This window comes from Pseudomonas sp. MF6776, assembly GCF_016613125.1.
GTDB lineage: Bacteria > Pseudomonadota > Gammaproteobacteria > Pseudomonadales > Pseudomonadaceae > Aquipseudomonas > Aquipseudomonas iridis.
Genome location: NZ_JAENSQ010000016.1, coordinates 118,678 through 134,610, shown reverse-complemented (window position 1 = coordinate 134,610; position 15,933 = coordinate 118,678). Strand labels below are relative to the sequence as shown.

The following is a 15,933-nucleotide window of genomic DNA, read 5'->3' as shown; positions in this document are numbered from 1 at the left end:
TGACCGTCGAAGCCGTCAATCGGACAGTAGCGAGGATCAATCTACGCCCGCGCAAGCGCTTGGGCTGGAAGACGCCGTACGAAGTGCATACAGGGGTGAGCGTTGCACTTATGTGTTGAATTCAGGCCTTGTTTACTGGTAAATGCATAGAACCTGCTGGGTACATGGGGTGCGGTGCCAATGAGTCGCAGGGTCAGTGCCTGCCCGGCTACAACGTCGGTCTTGGTCCAGTAGGGTGTGGGGTAATCCAGGCTGGCCTTTCTGGGGTCATTCGCGGCGCAGATCTGGTCATCTTTGATAATGGCCTTGATCTGATCCAACGATGGATTATCAATCTCCGGGATGTGTGCAACCTCATTCCATTGTTGGGCGGCGAATACTCTTTCGGCAGGGGTATTAAAGAGTTTGGCTGATTCGCGGCAACCTTTATCGACGATGGAGGAACCATCCTCTGATTGCCAGTAGCCTCCGGTAGCCTGGCAGTTCACCGCACGTGATGCCGGGGAATCCAGGGCGCCATGTGCCCAACTCAAGGTCGGCGCCAAACACAAAGCTGCCAGCGTCCATTTGAGAAATCCTTTTGTGTATTTATTCATGCTCTAGTCCACCTTCAATTCAGATAAACAAGTTCCGAACTGCTGGAACGATCAGTGTGCTTGTTCAATTGGCATTATTGGTTAGCGGATCTCCACGGGAGTGATGCAAGTTGCAGAGTTGTTCTGCCCAGGGCCAGACAGAAACATCCACCCTTGATTACAGCCTTGCCCTGTAAAGCTGTGATTGATGACTGAAAGTTGATTGGCTCGAATGGCTTGTCGCCCGCCACCCCGGCCGACAGTGCCGGCCAGTGGACAAGCAAAGGCCCGGCGCAGGTAGCGGCGCTCCAGCAGGGTTTGCAGAGAGTCAGGGGGGCGATAGGGGTTCAGTGTCAGGCGAATGGAGGTCGAGTAATTGCGCGGCACGGCTTGCCGGGCTTTGGTGTGTTGGCGCAAGTGCCGGGGCATGCCCTTCTCGACTAATGCCTGAAGAGAGGGCGGGTGACCGCTGTCGCTGATAGTTTTTTCAATACGACTGTCGTGGCTGGCTTCTTTGCAGGAGTCAATCGCACGGCGTATTTCCCGCAACGAACGTGGCAGGTCAAGTCCCCGGTTGCGTTTATCCATCAACGCCGTCAGCGGATAAGCCACTGTCGAAAGCGTGGCCTGTAAGGCCAACGTCAGTAGTAATTCAATCAGCGTAAAACCTTTGGCGCAGTGATGGCTGGGCGTGCCCTGCCACATCACTGGTCTTCCTCCTTTTATAACGCCAAGGACTTCTGCATTAACCCAGGCCATTGGATATAACTGCAAAAGTGAGTGTAGATGAACTTTTCGCCCGAGTATTTTTGCGCAATTTCAATCAAGCAGCATGTTACTCACAATCGCTGTGCACACGCTTGTGGATAAGTTGTTCGCGGTTCTCTGTAGGGCACGTAAAACAGGGCCTGTAGCCTGCTGTATGAAAACTGATCAGGCTAACCCACGGTTTTTACGGGTTTTTTTGTGTGGATAAGGCTCCTGCTTATTTTCGATTTGCCCCCAAAGTCTGTTGGCGTTTCTGTGGATAAGATGTTCGCTATTGGCCACAGGCCTTGTATATAAAGGCTTTAAGACATTTGGTTAAATAGTGATCAATGTGCTGCGGAATACCCATTAAAACCCTGAAAGCCTCGGTTTATGACGGTTTGGCGTGGTTTTCCACAGAGTCGGTAAAGTTACCCCCGATCTCTGTTGGCGCTTCTGTGGATAAGGTGTTCGTCATCCTCTGCAAGCCATACAAACCGCTGCATACAGAGATATGGTCAAAAAACGTTCAATAGTCATCGCAAACCATGCTTTTGCATAAGTCACGGTTTTTCTTCACAAATCAGTGGGTTATTTTTCGAGTCATCCACAGTTGTCCCCATTTGCTGTGGGTGGGTATGTGGATAAGTTGTTTGCGGAAGGCTGGGGGGCTTGGCGGGTATGGTGTGTGGCGTGATTGATCAAAATTCATTCAATTGCAACGGAGCAGAATCCCAGGACGCCATCGCTGGCAGGCTAGCTCCTGAAGGCTTCGGGGGTTCACAACTTATGTGTACACCGCAGAACCCTGTGGGAGCTGGCTTGCCAGTGATGCTTTTTATCCTTGAACGGGCACACCCTTGAGATAAGGCGCAGGCTCAGCCCCAAGGTTGCTCAACAACCGCTCGCTGTACCAATCGACGAAATTCACCACACCAAACTCATAGGTCTTCGAGTATGGCCCCGGCTGGTAAGCGGTGGAGTTGATCCCGCGCTGGTTCTCTTCGGCCAGACGCCGATCCTGATCATTGGTCGCATCCCACACCTGGCGCATACGTTCTACGTCGTAATCGACGCCTTCAACCGCGTCCTTGTGCACGATCCATTTGGTGGTAACCAGGGTTTCCTGGGCGCTGATCGGCCACACGGTGAAGACGATGATGTGATCGCCCATGCAGTGGTTCCACGAGTGCGGCAGGTGCAGGATGCGCATTGAGCCGAGATCCGGGTTCTTGATGCGTCCCATCAGTTTGGCGCAGCCCTGTTTGCCGTCGAGGGTCATCGACACCGTGCCCTTGAGCAGCGGCATGCGCACGATGCGGTTGCGCAGGCCGAAACTGGCGTGGGCGTACGGGATCTTTTCGGCTTCCCAGGCTGCGGCGGAGGCTGCGACGTGATCCTTGAACGCCTGATCGGCGCGCGGGTCGGTGACGTCGTCCCACTCCAGCAGGGTTTTCAGCAGTTCCGGGTGCGAGGCGTTGCAGTGGTAGCACTCGCGGTTGTTTTCCAGCACCAGTTTCCAGTTGGCCTTTTCCACCAGGGTGGTGGTGATTGCCACCTTGGTGTTCTCCATGTCGTACGGTTCCATGTAGTGGTTCAGCGTCGACAGGAAGTCATCGATGGCCGGTGGATTCTCCGCCAGGCTGATAAAGATGTAGCCGCCAGCGGTCTTCACGTTCACCGGTTTGAGGCCGTACTGCTTCATGTCGAAGTCGGCGCCCATTTCGGTACCGGCGAACAGCAGGCGACCGTCCAGCTCATAGGTCCACTGGTGGTAGTGGCAGACCAGTTTGGCGACCTTGCCCTTTTCACTGGTGCACAGGCGCGAGCCACGGTGGCGGCAGACGTTATGAAACGCATGCACCACACCTTCGGCGCCACGGATGACGATGATCGGGTTTTTGCCGACCTGCAGGGTCAGGTAGTTGCCCTTGGTCGGGATTTCGCAGGTCATGCCGGCGATCAACCACTCTTTCTGGAAGATCTCCTGCATGTCGATATCGAACAGCCGCTCGTCGCTGTAGAACGGTTGCGGCAGCGAGAAGGTGCGCTCGCGCTCCTGCAACATTTGGGCGGTGGCCTTGCGTGCGGGTTCCAGCGGATCGCCCAGGCTGATTTTTGCGGTGACGTCCATCGATGTGATCCTCATGGCCATCTGCGTGGCCGGCGAAAGTGGCTAATCAGGTGTGCTGCTAACGGTTGCTACGCAAGGTGTAAAGAATCTGTCTTGGTGTTGGGGCGAGTGTGGGCCCGGCGCAGGGCGGAACCTTATCCATGGGCGACATGGTGCAATCTGTTCCCGACGCGCAACCCCCGGTGGTTGGGGGCTGGTCGCGATAAGTATGCCGATGTCGCGGATAGGTAAACGGGCGGTCTGCGCTATACGCAGAATCGCCACATGAAGGCCGACAGTCGGCCGTGGAGAACAGCATGTCCAACAGCTTCCTGAATCCGGTCACCACCCAGACCTGGGCCAATGGTCGACACATTGTCCGTTGCGTCAAAGTCATCCAGGAAACCTGGGACGTGCGCACCTTCTGCTTCATGGCCGATCAGCCGATCCTGTTCTTCTTCAAGCCCGGGCAGTTCGTCACCCTGGAGCTGGAAATCGAAGGCCAGCCGATCATGCGTTCGTACACCATTTCCAGTTCGCCGTCGGTGCCTTACAGCTTTTCGGTGACGATCAAACGGGTGCCGGGCGGCAAGGTTTCCAACTGGTTGCACGACACGCTGCATGAAGGCCAGGAGCTGGCGGTGCACGGGCCGGTCGGGCTGTTCAATGCCATGGACTATCCGAGTCCGAAAGTCCTGTACCTCAGCGGCGGCGTCGGTATTACGCCGTGCATGTCGATGGCGCGCTGGTTCTACGACACCAACGCCAACGTCGACATGACCTTTGTCCACAGCGCGCGCTCGCCCAAAGACATCATTTACCACCGCGAGCTGGAACACATGGCCTCGCGGATCGACAACTTCAGCCTGCACCTGATCTGTGAGAAGCACGGCTTGGGTGAGCCGTGGGCAGGGTATCGCGGTTACCTCAATCACAAGATGCTTGAATTGATGGTGCCGGACTTCCTCGAACGGGAAGTGTTCTGCTGCGGGCCGACGCCGTACATGCACGCCGTCAAGCGGCTGCTGGAAGCCGCCGGTTACGACATGTCGCGCTACCACGAAGAATCCTTCGGTGCCACGCCCCCCGAGGCTCGCGCCGATGCTGTCGAACAGGCCGAGCAGGCAGCCGACGCCCCGGAAATCGACGCGGCGGATCTGCATCAGGTGGAATTCACTTCGTCCGGCAAGAGCATTCGTGTGGCACCGGGCGAGACCGTGCATGCGGCGGCGGCCAAGCTCGGCCTGATGATCCCGAAAGCCTGCGGCATGGGGATTTGCGGGACGTGCAAAGTGCTCAAGCTTGGGGGCGAAGTGGAGATGGAGCACAACGGCGGGATTACCGAGGACGACGAGGCGGAAGGATTTATCTTGTCGTGCTGCAGCGTGCCGAAGGGCGACGTGCGCATCGAGTTCTAAAGATTGGCGCAAATCCAATGTGGGAGCGAGCCTGCTCGCGAATGCGATGTGTCATCCAGCATCTGCGTTTTTTGAAACGGCCTATTCGCGAGCAGGCTCGCTCCCACAGGGGTATGGAGTTCAATCTACGAAGAGGTCGGGCATCAGGGTTGCGTCGCTGTCCGGCTCGAAGCGATAGTGATTGAATTCGCTCACACCGCTCTCGCGCAAAATCTCCTCATCAATCAGCAATCGCCCCGTGATCTGCCGCTTGCTGCTACTCAAAATCACATACGCCGCATCCGCCATGATCTCGGGTGTGCGCGCATGCTTGAACGACTCTCTGTTGCCCAACTGAAACTCAATCGCTGCCGTGGCAATCATTGTCTGCGGCCACAGTGAGTTGACGCTGATCCCATACCCGACGAATTCCTCGCTCATGCCCAGTGTCAGCATGCTCATGCCGTATTTGGTCACGGTGTACGGGCTGTACTGGGCGAACCACTTGGTCGCCAGGTTCAGTGGCGGCGACAGGTTGAGAATGTGCCCGGCGGATTTCTTCAGATAGGGCAGGGCGGCCTGGCTGCACAGCAGCACTGCGCGGGTGTTGATCTGGTGCATCAGGTCGAAACGCTTGAGTTCGATGTGTTGCACGCCGGTCAATTTGATCGCCCCGGCGTTGTTCACCAGCGCATCGATGCTGCCGAAATGTTCGTTGGCCTGCGCTAACGCCTGGCGCACTGCGTCGTCGTCACGCACATCCAGTTGCAACGCCAAGGCTTTGCCGCCCGCCGCTTCGACTTCCGCGGCGACGCTGTGGATGGTGCCGGGCAACTTGGCGTGGGGTTCGGCGCTTTTCGCCGCAATGACAACATTTGCTCCGTCCCTGGCGGCTCGCAACGCAATCTCACGGCCAATGCCACGGCTGGCGCCGGTGATGAACAGGGTTTTGCCTTGTAACGACATGCCGATGCTCCTGCTTATTATTATGTGAGCGGAGGGCTCGACAGATAATGTAGACCAAGCGCAGAAAGACAATCGACGAAGGGGCCGTGTAGGAGTTGCCGCAGGCTGCGATCTTTTGATTCTGTTTTTAGGATCAAGATCAAAAGATCGCAGCCTGCGGCAGCTCCTACAGGGAGAGGGGTTGTGTCAGGTCAGGCGCTCATGACTTCGCGGATGTCGCGGGCCAGTTCGCGTACGCGCTCTTCCTCGGTATCCCACGAGCACATGAAACGTGCCCCGCCCTTGCCAATGAAGGTGTAGAAGCGCCAGCCGCGCTCGGTCAGCGCGGCGATGGCCGGCTCGGACAGTTGCAGGAACACGCCGTTGGCCTGGACCGGGAACATCAGCTCGACACCCGGAATGTCGCTGACCAGTTCGGCCAGCAGTTGCGCGCAGTGGTTGGCGTGGCGGGCGTATTTGAGCCAGGCGTCGTTTTCGAGGATGCCCACCCACGGTGCCGACAGAAAGCGCATCTTCGAGGCCAGTTGTCCGGCCTGTTTGCAGCGGTAATCGAAGTCTTCGGCCAGTTTGTGGTTGAAGAACAGGATCGCTTCACCGACGGCCATGCCGTTTTTGGTGCCACCAAAACACAACACATCAACACCGGCCTTCCAGGTCAGATCCGCTGGCGAGCAGCCGAGGAACGCGCAGGCGTTGGAGAAACGCGCACCGTCCATGTGCAGGTTCAGGCCCAGCTCTTTGCAGGTGGCGCTGATGGCGCGGATTTCTTCCGGGGTGTAGACGCTACCGACTTCAGTGGCCTGGGTCAGGGTCACGACACGCGGTTTAGGGTAGTGAATGTCCTGACGCTTGAGCGCGACTTCGCGGATCGAGGCCGGGGTGATCTTGCCGTTTTCAGTGCCGGCGATCAGCAGTTTCGAGCCGTTGGAGAAGAATTCCGGGGCGCCACATTCGTCGGTTTCGACGTGGGCGGTTTCCGAGCAGATCACGCTGTGATAACTCTGGCACAGCGACGACAGGGCCAGCGAGTTGGCGGCGGTGCCGTTGAAGGCGAAGAAGACTTCGCAATCGGTGTCGAACAGCTTGCGGAAATGGTCGGCCGCGCGAGCGGTCCATTCATCGTCGCCGTAAGCACGTTGGTGGCCGTGGTTGGCCTGTTCCATGGCAGCCCAGGCTTCAGGGCAAATACCGGAATAGTTGTCGCTGGCGAATTGTTGGCTCTTGTCGGTCATGGCCGGCTTCCGTGATCGAAACGCTTGTGGCGCTTCGTTGGTCAATGATGGTGCGCACTTTACCGAAGATCTTCCGGGGAGCACACGAGATGTCGCTGTCAAAACTCTACAAGGACACGGGCCGATTATGCACCTGAGCAATCGCGACGGCGCGCTGGATCTGCTCAAGTGGCTGGCACTGTTGAGCATGTTGCTCGATCACCTGCGATATGTCGGGTTCTCCGTCGATTGGCTGTATGTGCCTGGGCGGTTGGCGTTTCCATGGTTTTGTCTGGCAATGGCGGCGAATCTTGATCGTGCGGGTGCGCGCAAGACCGAGTGGCGGTATCTGGGCTGGTTGCTGTTGTTCAGCCTGGTCAGCGAGATTCCGTATCGGTTGTACATTCCTGATCCCGACACGTTGAACGTCATGCCGACGCTGGCGCTGGGATTGCTGGTGGCGCGGGGCTGGCAGGATAGAGCGCTGGTTCCGCGACTGCTCGGCGTCGGCGCGTTGCTGCTTTCTGCGTTGTTCTCGGAGCGGCTGATGTTCGGTTTCTTTGGTGTTTTGCTGCCGCTGGCGACGTTGTGGGTGATTCGTCGCCCGTGGTATTTCGCGATGTTGCCGGGGCTGGTGTGCCTGGCGGCGAATCAGTGGCGGGTGTTGTTTGAATCTGCGCGGTTCGGCAATGAGTTGGCGATCTTCGGCCTTATCATTTGCCTGATTGCGCCATGGCTGGGAATGTTCCTGTTGCGACATGCCCGGTCACTTTATCCGCCACCCATGCGCCGCTGGGCGTACGCCCTCTATCCGGGCCATTTCCTCCTGCTGCTCGCCATCCGCGCGGCGTACGCATAACCTCTGTGGGAGCGAGCCTGCTCGCGAAGAGGGCGTATCAGTCGACATCCCAGTCGGCTGATCCACCGCATTCGCGAGCAGGCTCGCTCCCACAGGGGATCTGTGTCGATTTGAAGATTGTGTTCTCTCGGGCTTTTCCCGCCATGTCGTAAACGCACCTTTGCGTGGCGTCCGTAGGCATTTGAGCTGTCTGCGCCGGTCATACCATCGCATCAAAGGGCACGCAGGTGCCTGACCGAGACGAATGGCGCACCGCCGCCGCTGGGAGAGACGCGATGTTCAGCAAGCAAGACCAGATCCAGGGTTACGACGATGCACTGCTGGCGGCGATGGATGCCGAGGAGCAACGTCAGGAAGATCACATCGAGCTGATCGCGTCGGAGAACTACACCAGCAAACGCGTGATGCAAGCCCAGGGCAGCGGCCTCACCAACAAATACGCCGAAGGCTATCCGGGCAAGCGCTACTACGGCGGCTGCGAGCATGTGGATAAAGTCGAAGCGCTGGCCATCGAGCGCGCCAAGCAACTGTTCGGCGCCGATTACGCCAACGTCCAGCCGCACTCCGGTTCCTCGGCCAACAGCGCCGTGTACCTGGCGTTGATCCAGCCGGGCGACACCATTCTGGGCATGAGCCTGGCCCACGGTGGTCACTTGACCCACGGCGCCAAAGTGTCGTCCTCGGGCAAGCTCTATAACGCCGTGCAGTACGGGATCAACACCGATACCGGCCTGATCGATTACGACGAGGTCGAGCGTCTGGCCGTCGAGTGCCAGCCGAAAATGATCATCGCCGGCTTCTCGGCTTACTCCAAGACTCTGGATTTCCCGCGCTTCCGCCAGATCGCCGACAAGGTCGGTGCGCTGCTGTTCGTCGACATGGCTCACGTCGCCGGTCTGGTCGCGGCCGGTCTGTACCCGAATCCGCTGCCGTACGCCGACGTCGTCACCACCACCACGCACAAAACCCTGCGCGGCCCGCGTGGTGGCTTGATCCTGGCCAAGTCCAACGAAGAAATTGAAAAGAAACTCAACTCTGCGGTGTTCCCCGGCGCTCAGGGCGGCCCGCTGATGCACGTCATCGCCGGTAAAGCCGTGTGCTTCAAGGAAGCGCTGGAGCCTGGCTTCAAGGCGTATCAGCAACAAGTGATCGACAACGCCCAGGCGATGGCGAGCGTATTTATCAAACGTGGCTACGATGTAGTGTCCGGCGGTACTGACAACCATCTGTTCCTGGTCAGCCTGATCCGTCAGGGCCTGACCGGCAAAGACGCCGATGCCGCCCTTGGCCGTGCACACATCACCGTCAACAAGAACGCGGTGCCGAACGATCCGCAGTCGCCGTTCGTGACGTCCGGTCTGCGCATCGGCACCCCGGCCGTCACGACTCGCGGCTTCAAAGTGACGCAGTGCACTGAACTGGCCGGCTGGATCTGCGACATCCTCGATAACCTTGGCGATGCCGATGTTGAGGCGGATGTGGCGAAAAACGTCGCGGCCCTGTGCGCTGACTTCCCGGTTTATCGCTGAGCGTTCTGGAGTACATGACTATGCAACGCTATTCGGGCTTCGGCCTCTTCAAACACTCGCTCAGCCACCACGAAAACTGGCAGAAAATGTGGCGCACGCCGACCCCGAAAAAGGTCTACGACGTGGTCATCGTCGGCGGCGGCGGGCACGGTCTGGCAACTGCTTATTACCTGGCAAAAGAGCACGGCATCACCAACGTCGCCGTGGTCGAGAAAGGCTGGCTGGGCGGCGGTAACACCGCGCGCAACACCACCATCGTGCGTTCCAACTATCTGTGGGACGAGTCGGCGCATCTGTACGAACACGCGATGAAATTGTGGGAAGGCCTGTCGCAGGACTTGAACTACAACGTGATGTTCTCCCAGCGCGGCGTCTACAACCTGTGCCACACCTTGCAGGATATCCGCGATTCCGAACGCCGGGTCAGCGCCAACCGCCTCAACGGCGTCGATGGCGAGTTGCTCAACACTGAGCAAGTCGCCAATGAGATTCCGTACCTCGATTGCTCGAAAAACACTCGCTACCCAGTGCTCGGCGCAACCGTCCAGCGTCGCGGCGGCGTCGCCCGTCACGATGCCGTGGCGTGGGGCTTTGCCCGTGCCGCTGATGCTTTGGGCGTGGACTTGATCCAGCAGACCGAAGTCATCGGTTTCCGCAAAGAAAACGGCGTGTGCATCGGCGTTGAAACCAACAAGGGTTTCATCGGCGCCAAGCGCGTCGGCGTGGTGACGGCCGGTAACTCCGGGCACATGGCCAAGCTTGCCGGTTTCCGTCTGCCCATCGAATCCCACCCGCTGCAAGCATTGGTGTCCGAGCCGATCAAACCGATTATCGACAGCGTGATCATGTCCAACGCCGTGCACGGTTACATCAGCCAGTCCGACAAGGGCGACCTGGTGATCGGCGCCGGTATCGACGGCTACAACGGTTACGGCCAGCGTGGTTCGTACCCGGTGATCGAGCACACCATTCAGGCCATCGTCGAGATGTTCCCGGTGTTGTCCCGTGTACGCATGAACCGCCAGTGGGGCGGCATCGTCGACACCACGCCGGATGCTTGCCCGATCATTTCGAAAACCCCGGTGCCGAACATGTTCTTCAACTGCGGTTGGGGCACCGGTGGCTTCAAAGCAACACCTGGCTCGGGCAACGTGTTTGCCGCGAGCCTGGCCAAGGGTGAAATGCACCCGTTGGCCGCACCTTTCTCCATCGACCGTTTCCACAACGGTGCGTTGATCGATGAACACGGCGCTGCGGCTGTCGCCCACTAACAGGAGAAATCCCATGTTGCATATCTTCTGTCCTCACTGCGGCGAGCTGCGCTCCGAAGAGGAATTCCACGCATCCGGCCAGGCGCACATTCCGCGTCCGCTGGACCCAGCAAGCTGCACCGATGCGGAGTGGGGCGACTACATGTTCTTCCGCGATAACCCACGCGGTCTGCACCACGAACTGTGGGATCACGTCGCCGGTTGCCGCCAGTACTTCAACGTCACCCGCGACACCGTGACCTACGAGATTCTCGAAACCTACAAGATCGGCACCAAGCCGCAATTCACCGACAAGGCTGATGCTGCGAAAACAGCCACGACGGCGCTGGGAGAGAAGGTATGAGCCAGACCAATCGCCTGTCCAACGGTGGACGGATCGACCGCAACAAAGTGCTGAGCTTCACCTTCAACGGTCAGAGCTACAAAGGCTTCGAGGGTGACTCGCTGGCCTCGGCGCTGATCGCCAACGGCGTCGACATCATCGGCCGCAGCTTCAAGTATTCGCGTCCTCGCGGCATCTTCGCCGCCGGTGCCGAAGAGCCGAACGCGGTACTGCAGATCGGTGCTACCGAAGCCACGCAGATCCCCAACGTACGCGCCACGCAACAGGCGCTGTATCAGGGTCTGGTCGCGACCAGCACCAACGGCTGGCCGAGCGTCAACAACGACATGATGGGGATTCTCGGCAAGGTCGGCGGCAAGCTGATGCCGCCGGGCTTCTACTACAAAACTTTCATGTACCCGCAATCGTTCTGGATGACTTACGAGAAGTACATTCGTAAGGCTGCAGGTCTTGGCCGCTCGCCGACCGAGAATGATCCGGACACCTACGACTACATGAACCAGCACTGCGACGTGCTGGTTGTTGGCGGTGGCCCGGCCGGTCTCGCTGCAGCACTGGCCGCTGCGCGTAGCGGTGCTCGCGTGATCCTCGCCGATGAGCAGGAAGAGTTTGGCGGCAGCCTGCTTGATTCGCGCGAAAGCCTCGACGGCAAGCCTGCGTTGGAGTGGGTCGCCAGCGTCATCACCGAACTGAAAAACACCCCGGACGTGCTGATCCTGCCGCGCGCCACGGTCAACGGGTACCACGACCACAACTTCCTGACCATTCACGAACGCCTCACCGATCACCTCGGCGACCGTGCGCCAATCGGTCAGGTGCGTCAGCGCATCCACCGCGTTCGCGCCAAGCGTGTGGTGCTGGCCACTGGCGCTTGCGAGCGTCCGCTGGTCTACGGCAACAACGATGTGCCGGGCAACATGCTCGCCGGCGCTGTTTCGACTTACGTGCGCCGTTACGGCGTAGCGCCGGGCAAGAAACTTGTCCTCAGCACCAACAACGATCACGCCTACCGCGTGGCGCTCGATTGGCTCGACGCCAGCCTGCAAGTGGTGGCCATCGCCGATGCTCGCAGCAATCCGCGTGGCGCCTTGGTTGAAGAGGCTCGCGCCAAAGGCATCCGCATCCTCACCGGCAGCGCCGTGATCGAGACCCGAGGCAGCAAGCGCGTCACCGCTGCCCGCGTCGCCGCGATTGATGTCAAAGCGCATGCCGTGACCAGTCCGGGCGAATGGCTCGACTGCGACGTGGTCGCCAGCTCCGGCGGCTACAGCCCGGTGGTTCACCTGGCCTCGCACTTGGGCGGCAAGCCGACCTGGCGTGAAGACATCCTCGGTTTCGTACCGGGCGAAGCACCGCAGAAACGCGTGTGTGTCGGTGGCATCAACGGTGTCTACGGTCTCGGCGATTCGCTGGCTGACGGTTTTGAAGGTGGCGTGCGCGCCGCTGCCGAAGCCGGTTTCCAGACCGTTGAAGGCGTGCTGCCAAAAGCATTGAGTCGTCACGAAGAGCCGACGCTGGCGCTGTTCCAGGTGCCGCATGAGAAGGGCACCGCACGGGCGCCGAAGCAATTCGTCGACCTGCAAAACGATGTCACCGCCGCCGCCATCGAACTGGCGACTCGCGAAGGTTTCGAGTCGGTCGAGCACGTCAAACGCTATACCGCGCTGGGCTTCGGCACCGATCAGGGCAAGCTGGGCAACGTCAACGGTCTGGCCATCGCCGCCCGTTCGCTGAACGTGACCATCCCGCAGATGGGCACCACGATGTTCCGCCCGAACTACACGCCAGTGACTTTCGGCGCGATCGCCGGCCGCCACTGCGGGCACATCTTCGAGCCGGTGCGTTATACCGCACTGCATCAATGGCACCTGAAAAACGGCGCCGAGTTCGAAGACGTCGGCCAGTGGAAGCGTCCGTGGTACTTCCCGAAAAACGGCGAAGACCTGCATGCCGCTGTGAAGCGCGAATGCAAAGCCGTGCGCGACAGCGTCGGCCTGCTCGACGCCTCGACGCTGGGCAAGATCGACATTCAAGGCCCGGATGCCCGCGAGTTCCTTAACCGCGTATATACCAACGCCTGGACCAAACTCGATGTGGGCAAGGCCCGTTACGGTTTGATGTGCAAAGAAGACGGCATGGTCTTCGACGACGGCGTGACGGCTTGCCTGGCCGACAACCATTTCGTCATGACCACCACCACTGGCGGCGCCGCTCGCGTCCTGCAATGGCTGGAGCTGTACCACCAGACCGAATGGCCGGACATGAAGGTGTACTTCACCTCCGTGACCGACCACTGGGCAACCATGACCCTGTCCGGCCCGAACAGCCGCAAGCTGCTCAGCGCTGTCACCGATATCGATTTGAGCAACGAAGCGTTCCCGTTCATGACCTGGAAAGAAGGTCTGGTCGGCGGTGTGCCGGCGCGGGTGTTCCGCATTTCGTTCACCGGTGAGCTGTCGTATGAAGTCAACGTGCAGGCCGACTACGCGATGGGCGTGCTGGAGAAAATCGTCGAGGCGGGCAAGCAGTACAACCTGACCCCGTACGGCACTGAAACCATGCACGTCCTGCGGGCCGAGAAGGGTTTCATCATTGTCGGTCAGGACACTGACGGCTCGATGACCCCGGATGACTTGAACATGGGCTGGTGTGTCGGTCGCACCAAACCGTTCTCGTGGATCGGCCAGCGCGGCATGAACCGTGAAGACTGCGTGCGTGATCAGCGCAAGCAGTTGGTGGGCCTGAAGCCGATCGATCCGACCAAATGGCTGCCGGAAGGTGCGCAGTTGGTGTTCAACACTAAACAGACGATCCCGATGACCATGGTCGGCCACGTGACTTCCAGCTATGCGCACAACTCCCTGGGCTATTCGTTTGCGATGGGCGTGGTGAAGGGCGGTTTGAAGCGTCTTGGCGAGCGGGTGTTTGCACCGTTGGCGGACGGCAGCGTGATCGAGGCGGAAATCGTTTCTTCGGTGTTCTTCGATCCGAAGGGTGATCGCCAGAACATTTGATGGTCTCGAGAACTGTGGGCGGGCGGCTATTCGCGAGCAGGCTCGCTCCCACATTCGACCGCGTTCACCTGTGGGAGCGAGCCTGCTCGCGAAAGCGGCAGATCAGCCACCACAGGAACCAACAGAATTCAGCAAAGGTGCTTTATGACCACAGCCAACGTGTACCAACAACGCCCGACCACCGGTGCCCGTGCCGAGTCGTCGCTGCACCATGCCGACCTTGCCAGCCTGGTCGGCAAGGGCCGCAAGAACGCCGGCGTGATCGTGCGTGAGCGCAAACTCCTCGGCCATCTGACCATTCGTGGCGACGGTCATGATCCAGCGTTCGCCGCTGGCGTGCACAAAGCACTGGGCATCGAATTGCCCGGCGCCCTGAGCGTGATCGTCGAGGGCGAAACCAGCCTGCAATGGATGGGCCCGGATGAATGGCTGCTGATCGTGCCAAGCGGTGAGGAGTTCGCCGCTGAACAGAAACTGCGTGAAGCGCTGGGCGACCTGCATATCGCGATCGTCAACGTCAGCGGTGGTCAGCAACTGCTCGAACTGAGCGGGCCGAACGTGCGTCAGGTGCTGATGAAGTCCACCAGCTACGACGTGCATCCGAACAGCTTCCCGGTCGGTAAAGCGGTGGGCACGGTGTTCGCCAAGTCGCAACTGATGATTCGCCATACCGCTGAAGACACCTGGGAACTGCTGATCCGCCGCAGCTTCTCGGATTACTGGTGGTTGTGGTTGCAGGATGCTTCGGCTGAATACGGGTTGAGCGTTCAGGCATAAAAAGCCCCCCAGCCCTCTCCCCCAAGGGGGAGAGGGGAAAGGGAGCCGATCTCGGGTGTTTTTGCGATCTGCATTCACCCGCGAGATTTCAGGTCGATGTAACTCGGCAGACACTTAGGTCAGTCCCCTCTCCCTCCGGGAGAGGGCTAGGGTGAGGGGAAAACCTGACACCCCGCACAAAGAACAGGAGTCACCGCACCATGAGCCGCGCCCCAGACACATGGATTCTGACCGCCGACTGCCCAAGCGTCCTCGGCACTGTGGACGCGGTCACGCGTTTTCTGTTCGAGCAGGGTTGCTACGTCACCGAGCACCACTCGTTCGATGACCGGCTCTCCGGCCGCTTCTTCATTCGCGTGGAATTCCGCCAGCCCGACGGCTTCGACGAACAAGCCTTTCGCGCCGGCCTCGCAGAACGGGGTCAGGCGTTTGGCATGATCTTCGAGCTGACTGCGCCGAACTACCGGCCAAAGGTAGTGATCATGGTTTCCAAGGCTGATCACTGCCTCAACGACTTGCTCTACCGCCAGCGCATCGGCCAGTTGTCGATGGATGTCGCGGCGGTGGTGTCTAATCATCCGGATCTCAAGCCGTTGGCCGACTGGCACCAGATTCCCTACTACCATTTCCCTCTCGATCCCAACGACAAACCGTCGCAAGAGCGCCAGGTCTGGCAGGTGATCGAAGAGTCTGGCGCCGAGTTGGTCATCCTCGCCCGCTATATGCAGGTGCTGTCGCCAGAGCTGTGTCGCAAGCTCGATGGCAAGGCGATCAACATTCATCACTCGCTGCTGCCGGGTTTCAAGGGCGCCAAACCGTATCACCAGGCTTACAACAAAGGCGTGAAACTGGTCGGCGCGACGGCGCACTACATCAACAACGATCTCGATGAAGGGCCGATCATTGCCCAGGGTGTCGAGGCGGTGGATCACAGCCATTACCCGGAAGATTTGATTGCCAAGGGGCGCGACATCGAAGGCCTGACCTTGGCTCGCGCCGTTGGCTATCACATTGAGCGCAGGGTGTTTCTTAACGCCAATCGTACGGTCGTTCTTTAGATCGCTTTCGCGAGCAGGCTCGCTCCCACAGGGATTTGTGTTGAAACAAAGGTCTCTGTCACACCAAAGATCC

General features: G+C 59.3%; 12 protein-coding genes and 2 pseudogenes. 9 read left to right on the top strand and 5 right to left on the bottom strand.

All coding sequences use genetic code 11. The features are described from left to right. Positions 1-119, top strand: a pseudogene (locus tag JJD74_RS19015) (IS30 family transposase); the annotation flags it as partial. 48 nt (positions 120-167) lie between these two features. On the opposite strand, the pseudogene JJD74_RS30875 reads toward JJD74_RS19015, so the two are convergent. The 3 genes and pseudogenes from JJD74_RS30875 to gbcA form a co-directional block, all read right to left on the bottom strand. Beyond that, positions 168-596, bottom strand: a pseudogene (locus JJD74_RS30875) (lytic polysaccharide monooxygenase); the annotation flags it as partial. Between the two features lie 81 nt (positions 597-677). Further along, positions 678-1,334, bottom strand: coding sequence for a prepilin-type N-terminal cleavage/methylation domain-containing protein (locus JJD74_RS30870; protein WP_234451796.1), 657 nt, complete (start codon positions 1,332-1,334; stop codon positions 678-680). 826 nt (positions 1,335-2,160) lie between these two features. Then, on the bottom strand, positions 2,161-3,456 hold the full coding sequence (gene gbcA / locus JJD74_RS19005) for a glycine-betaine demethylase subunit GbcA (RefSeq protein ID WP_042561455.1): 1,296 nt from the start codon (positions 3,454-3,456) through the stop codon (positions 2,161-2,163). 296 nt (positions 3,457-3,752) lie between these two features. On the opposite strand from gbcA, the gene gbcB reads away from it, so the two are divergent. After that, positions 3,753-4,853: a glycine-betaine demethylase subunit GbcB gene (gene gbcB / locus JJD74_RS19000; RefSeq protein WP_042561454.1), complete on the top strand. Its 1,101-nt coding sequence runs from the start codon at positions 3,753-3,755 to the stop codon at positions 4,851-4,853. A 120-nt stretch (positions 4,854-4,973) separates the two neighbouring features. Here gbcB and JJD74_RS18995 read toward each other — a convergent pair whose 3' ends face one another. Next, positions 4,974-5,798 (bottom strand): SDR family oxidoreductase, encoded by an 825-nt coding sequence (locus JJD74_RS18995; protein WP_200616557.1) that lies wholly within the window; start codon positions 5,796-5,798, stop codon positions 4,974-4,976. A gap of 191 nt (positions 5,799-5,989) precedes the next feature. Next, the gene (locus JJD74_RS18990) at positions 5,990-7,030 is read right to left on the bottom strand and encodes a threonine aldolase family protein (protein WP_042561452.1); all 1,041 of its coding nucleotides are present in this window, start codon (positions 7,028-7,030) and stop codon (positions 5,990-5,992) included. Positions 7,031-7,157: 127 nt separating this feature from the next. On the opposite strand from JJD74_RS18990, the gene JJD74_RS18985 reads away from it, so the two are divergent. The 7 genes from JJD74_RS18985 (at position 7,158) to purU (ending at position 15,860) form a co-directional block, all read left to right on the top strand. Then, positions 7,158-7,868 (top strand): TraX family protein, encoded by a 711-nt coding sequence (locus tag JJD74_RS18985; RefSeq protein ID WP_200616556.1) that lies wholly within the window; start codon positions 7,158-7,160, stop codon positions 7,866-7,868. Between the two features lie 275 nt (positions 7,869-8,143). Continuing rightward, positions 8,144-9,397, top strand: a complete 1,254-nt coding sequence (glyA, locus tag JJD74_RS18980; protein ID WP_200616555.1) for a serine hydroxymethyltransferase — start codon at positions 8,144-8,146, stop codon at positions 9,395-9,397. 20 nt (positions 9,398-9,417) lie between these two features. Continuing rightward, positions 9,418-10,668, top strand: a complete 1,251-nt coding sequence (locus JJD74_RS18975; protein WP_047303829.1) for a sarcosine oxidase subunit beta — start codon at positions 9,418-9,420, stop codon at positions 10,666-10,668. A gap of 13 nt (positions 10,669-10,681) precedes the next feature. Next, positions 10,682-11,011, top strand: coding sequence for a sarcosine oxidase subunit delta (locus JJD74_RS18970; RefSeq protein WP_042561448.1), 330 nt, complete (start codon positions 10,682-10,684; stop codon positions 11,009-11,011). Beyond that, positions 11,008-14,025, top strand: a complete 3,018-nt coding sequence (locus JJD74_RS18965) for a sarcosine oxidase subunit alpha (RefSeq protein WP_200616554.1) — start codon at positions 11,008-11,010, stop codon at positions 14,023-14,025. The genes JJD74_RS18970 and JJD74_RS18965 overlap by 4 nt, the downstream gene beginning before the upstream one ends. 144 nt (positions 14,026-14,169) lie before the next feature. Next, entirely contained in the window at positions 14,170-14,802 is a 633-nt protein-coding gene (locus JJD74_RS18960) for a sarcosine oxidase subunit gamma (RefSeq protein WP_042561446.1), read from the top strand. Positions 14,803-15,002: 200 nt separating this feature from the next. Beyond that, on the top strand, positions 15,003-15,860 hold the full coding sequence (gene purU, locus JJD74_RS18955) for a formyltetrahydrofolate deformylase (RefSeq protein WP_042561445.1): 858 nt from the start codon (positions 15,003-15,005) through the stop codon (positions 15,858-15,860). Positions 15,861-15,933 lie beyond the last annotated feature (73 nt).

Excerpts from the sequence above, each read along its gene's own strand:
- JJD74_RS30870 (WP_234451796.1), bottom strand. The coding sequence starts at position 1,334 with ATGGCCTGGGTTAATGCAGAAGTCCTTGGCGTTATAAAAGGAGGAAGA.
- gbcA (WP_042561455.1), bottom strand. The coding sequence starts at position 3,456 with ATGGACGTCACCGCAAAAATCAGCCTGGGCGATCCGCTGGAACCCGCA.
- gbcB (WP_042561454.1), top strand. The coding sequence starts at position 3,753 with ATGTCCAACAGCTTCCTGAATCCGGTCACCACCCAGACCTGGGCCAAT.
- JJD74_RS18995 (WP_200616557.1), bottom strand. The coding sequence starts at position 5,798 with ATGTCGTTACAAGGCAAAACCCTGTTCATCACCGGCGCCAGCCGTGGC.
- JJD74_RS18990 (WP_042561452.1), bottom strand. The coding sequence starts at position 7,030 with ATGACCGACAAGAGCCAACAATTCGCCAGCGACAACTATTCCGGTATT.
- JJD74_RS18985 (WP_200616556.1), top strand. The coding sequence starts at position 7,158 with ATGCACCTGAGCAATCGCGACGGCGCGCTGGATCTGCTCAAGTGGCTG.
- glyA (WP_200616555.1), top strand. The coding sequence starts at position 8,144 with ATGTTCAGCAAGCAAGACCAGATCCAGGGTTACGACGATGCACTGCTG.
- JJD74_RS18975 (WP_047303829.1), top strand. The coding sequence starts at position 9,418 with ATGCAACGCTATTCGGGCTTCGGCCTCTTCAAACACTCGCTCAGCCAC.
- JJD74_RS18970 (WP_042561448.1), top strand. The coding sequence starts at position 10,682 with ATGTTGCATATCTTCTGTCCTCACTGCGGCGAGCTGCGCTCCGAAGAG.
- JJD74_RS18965 (WP_200616554.1), top strand. The coding sequence starts at position 11,008 with ATGAGCCAGACCAATCGCCTGTCCAACGGTGGACGGATCGACCGCAAC.
- JJD74_RS18960 (WP_042561446.1), top strand. The coding sequence starts at position 14,170 with ATGACCACAGCCAACGTGTACCAACAACGCCCGACCACCGGTGCCCGT.
- purU (WP_042561445.1), top strand. The coding sequence starts at position 15,003 with ATGAGCCGCGCCCCAGACACATGGATTCTGACCGCCGACTGCCCAAGC.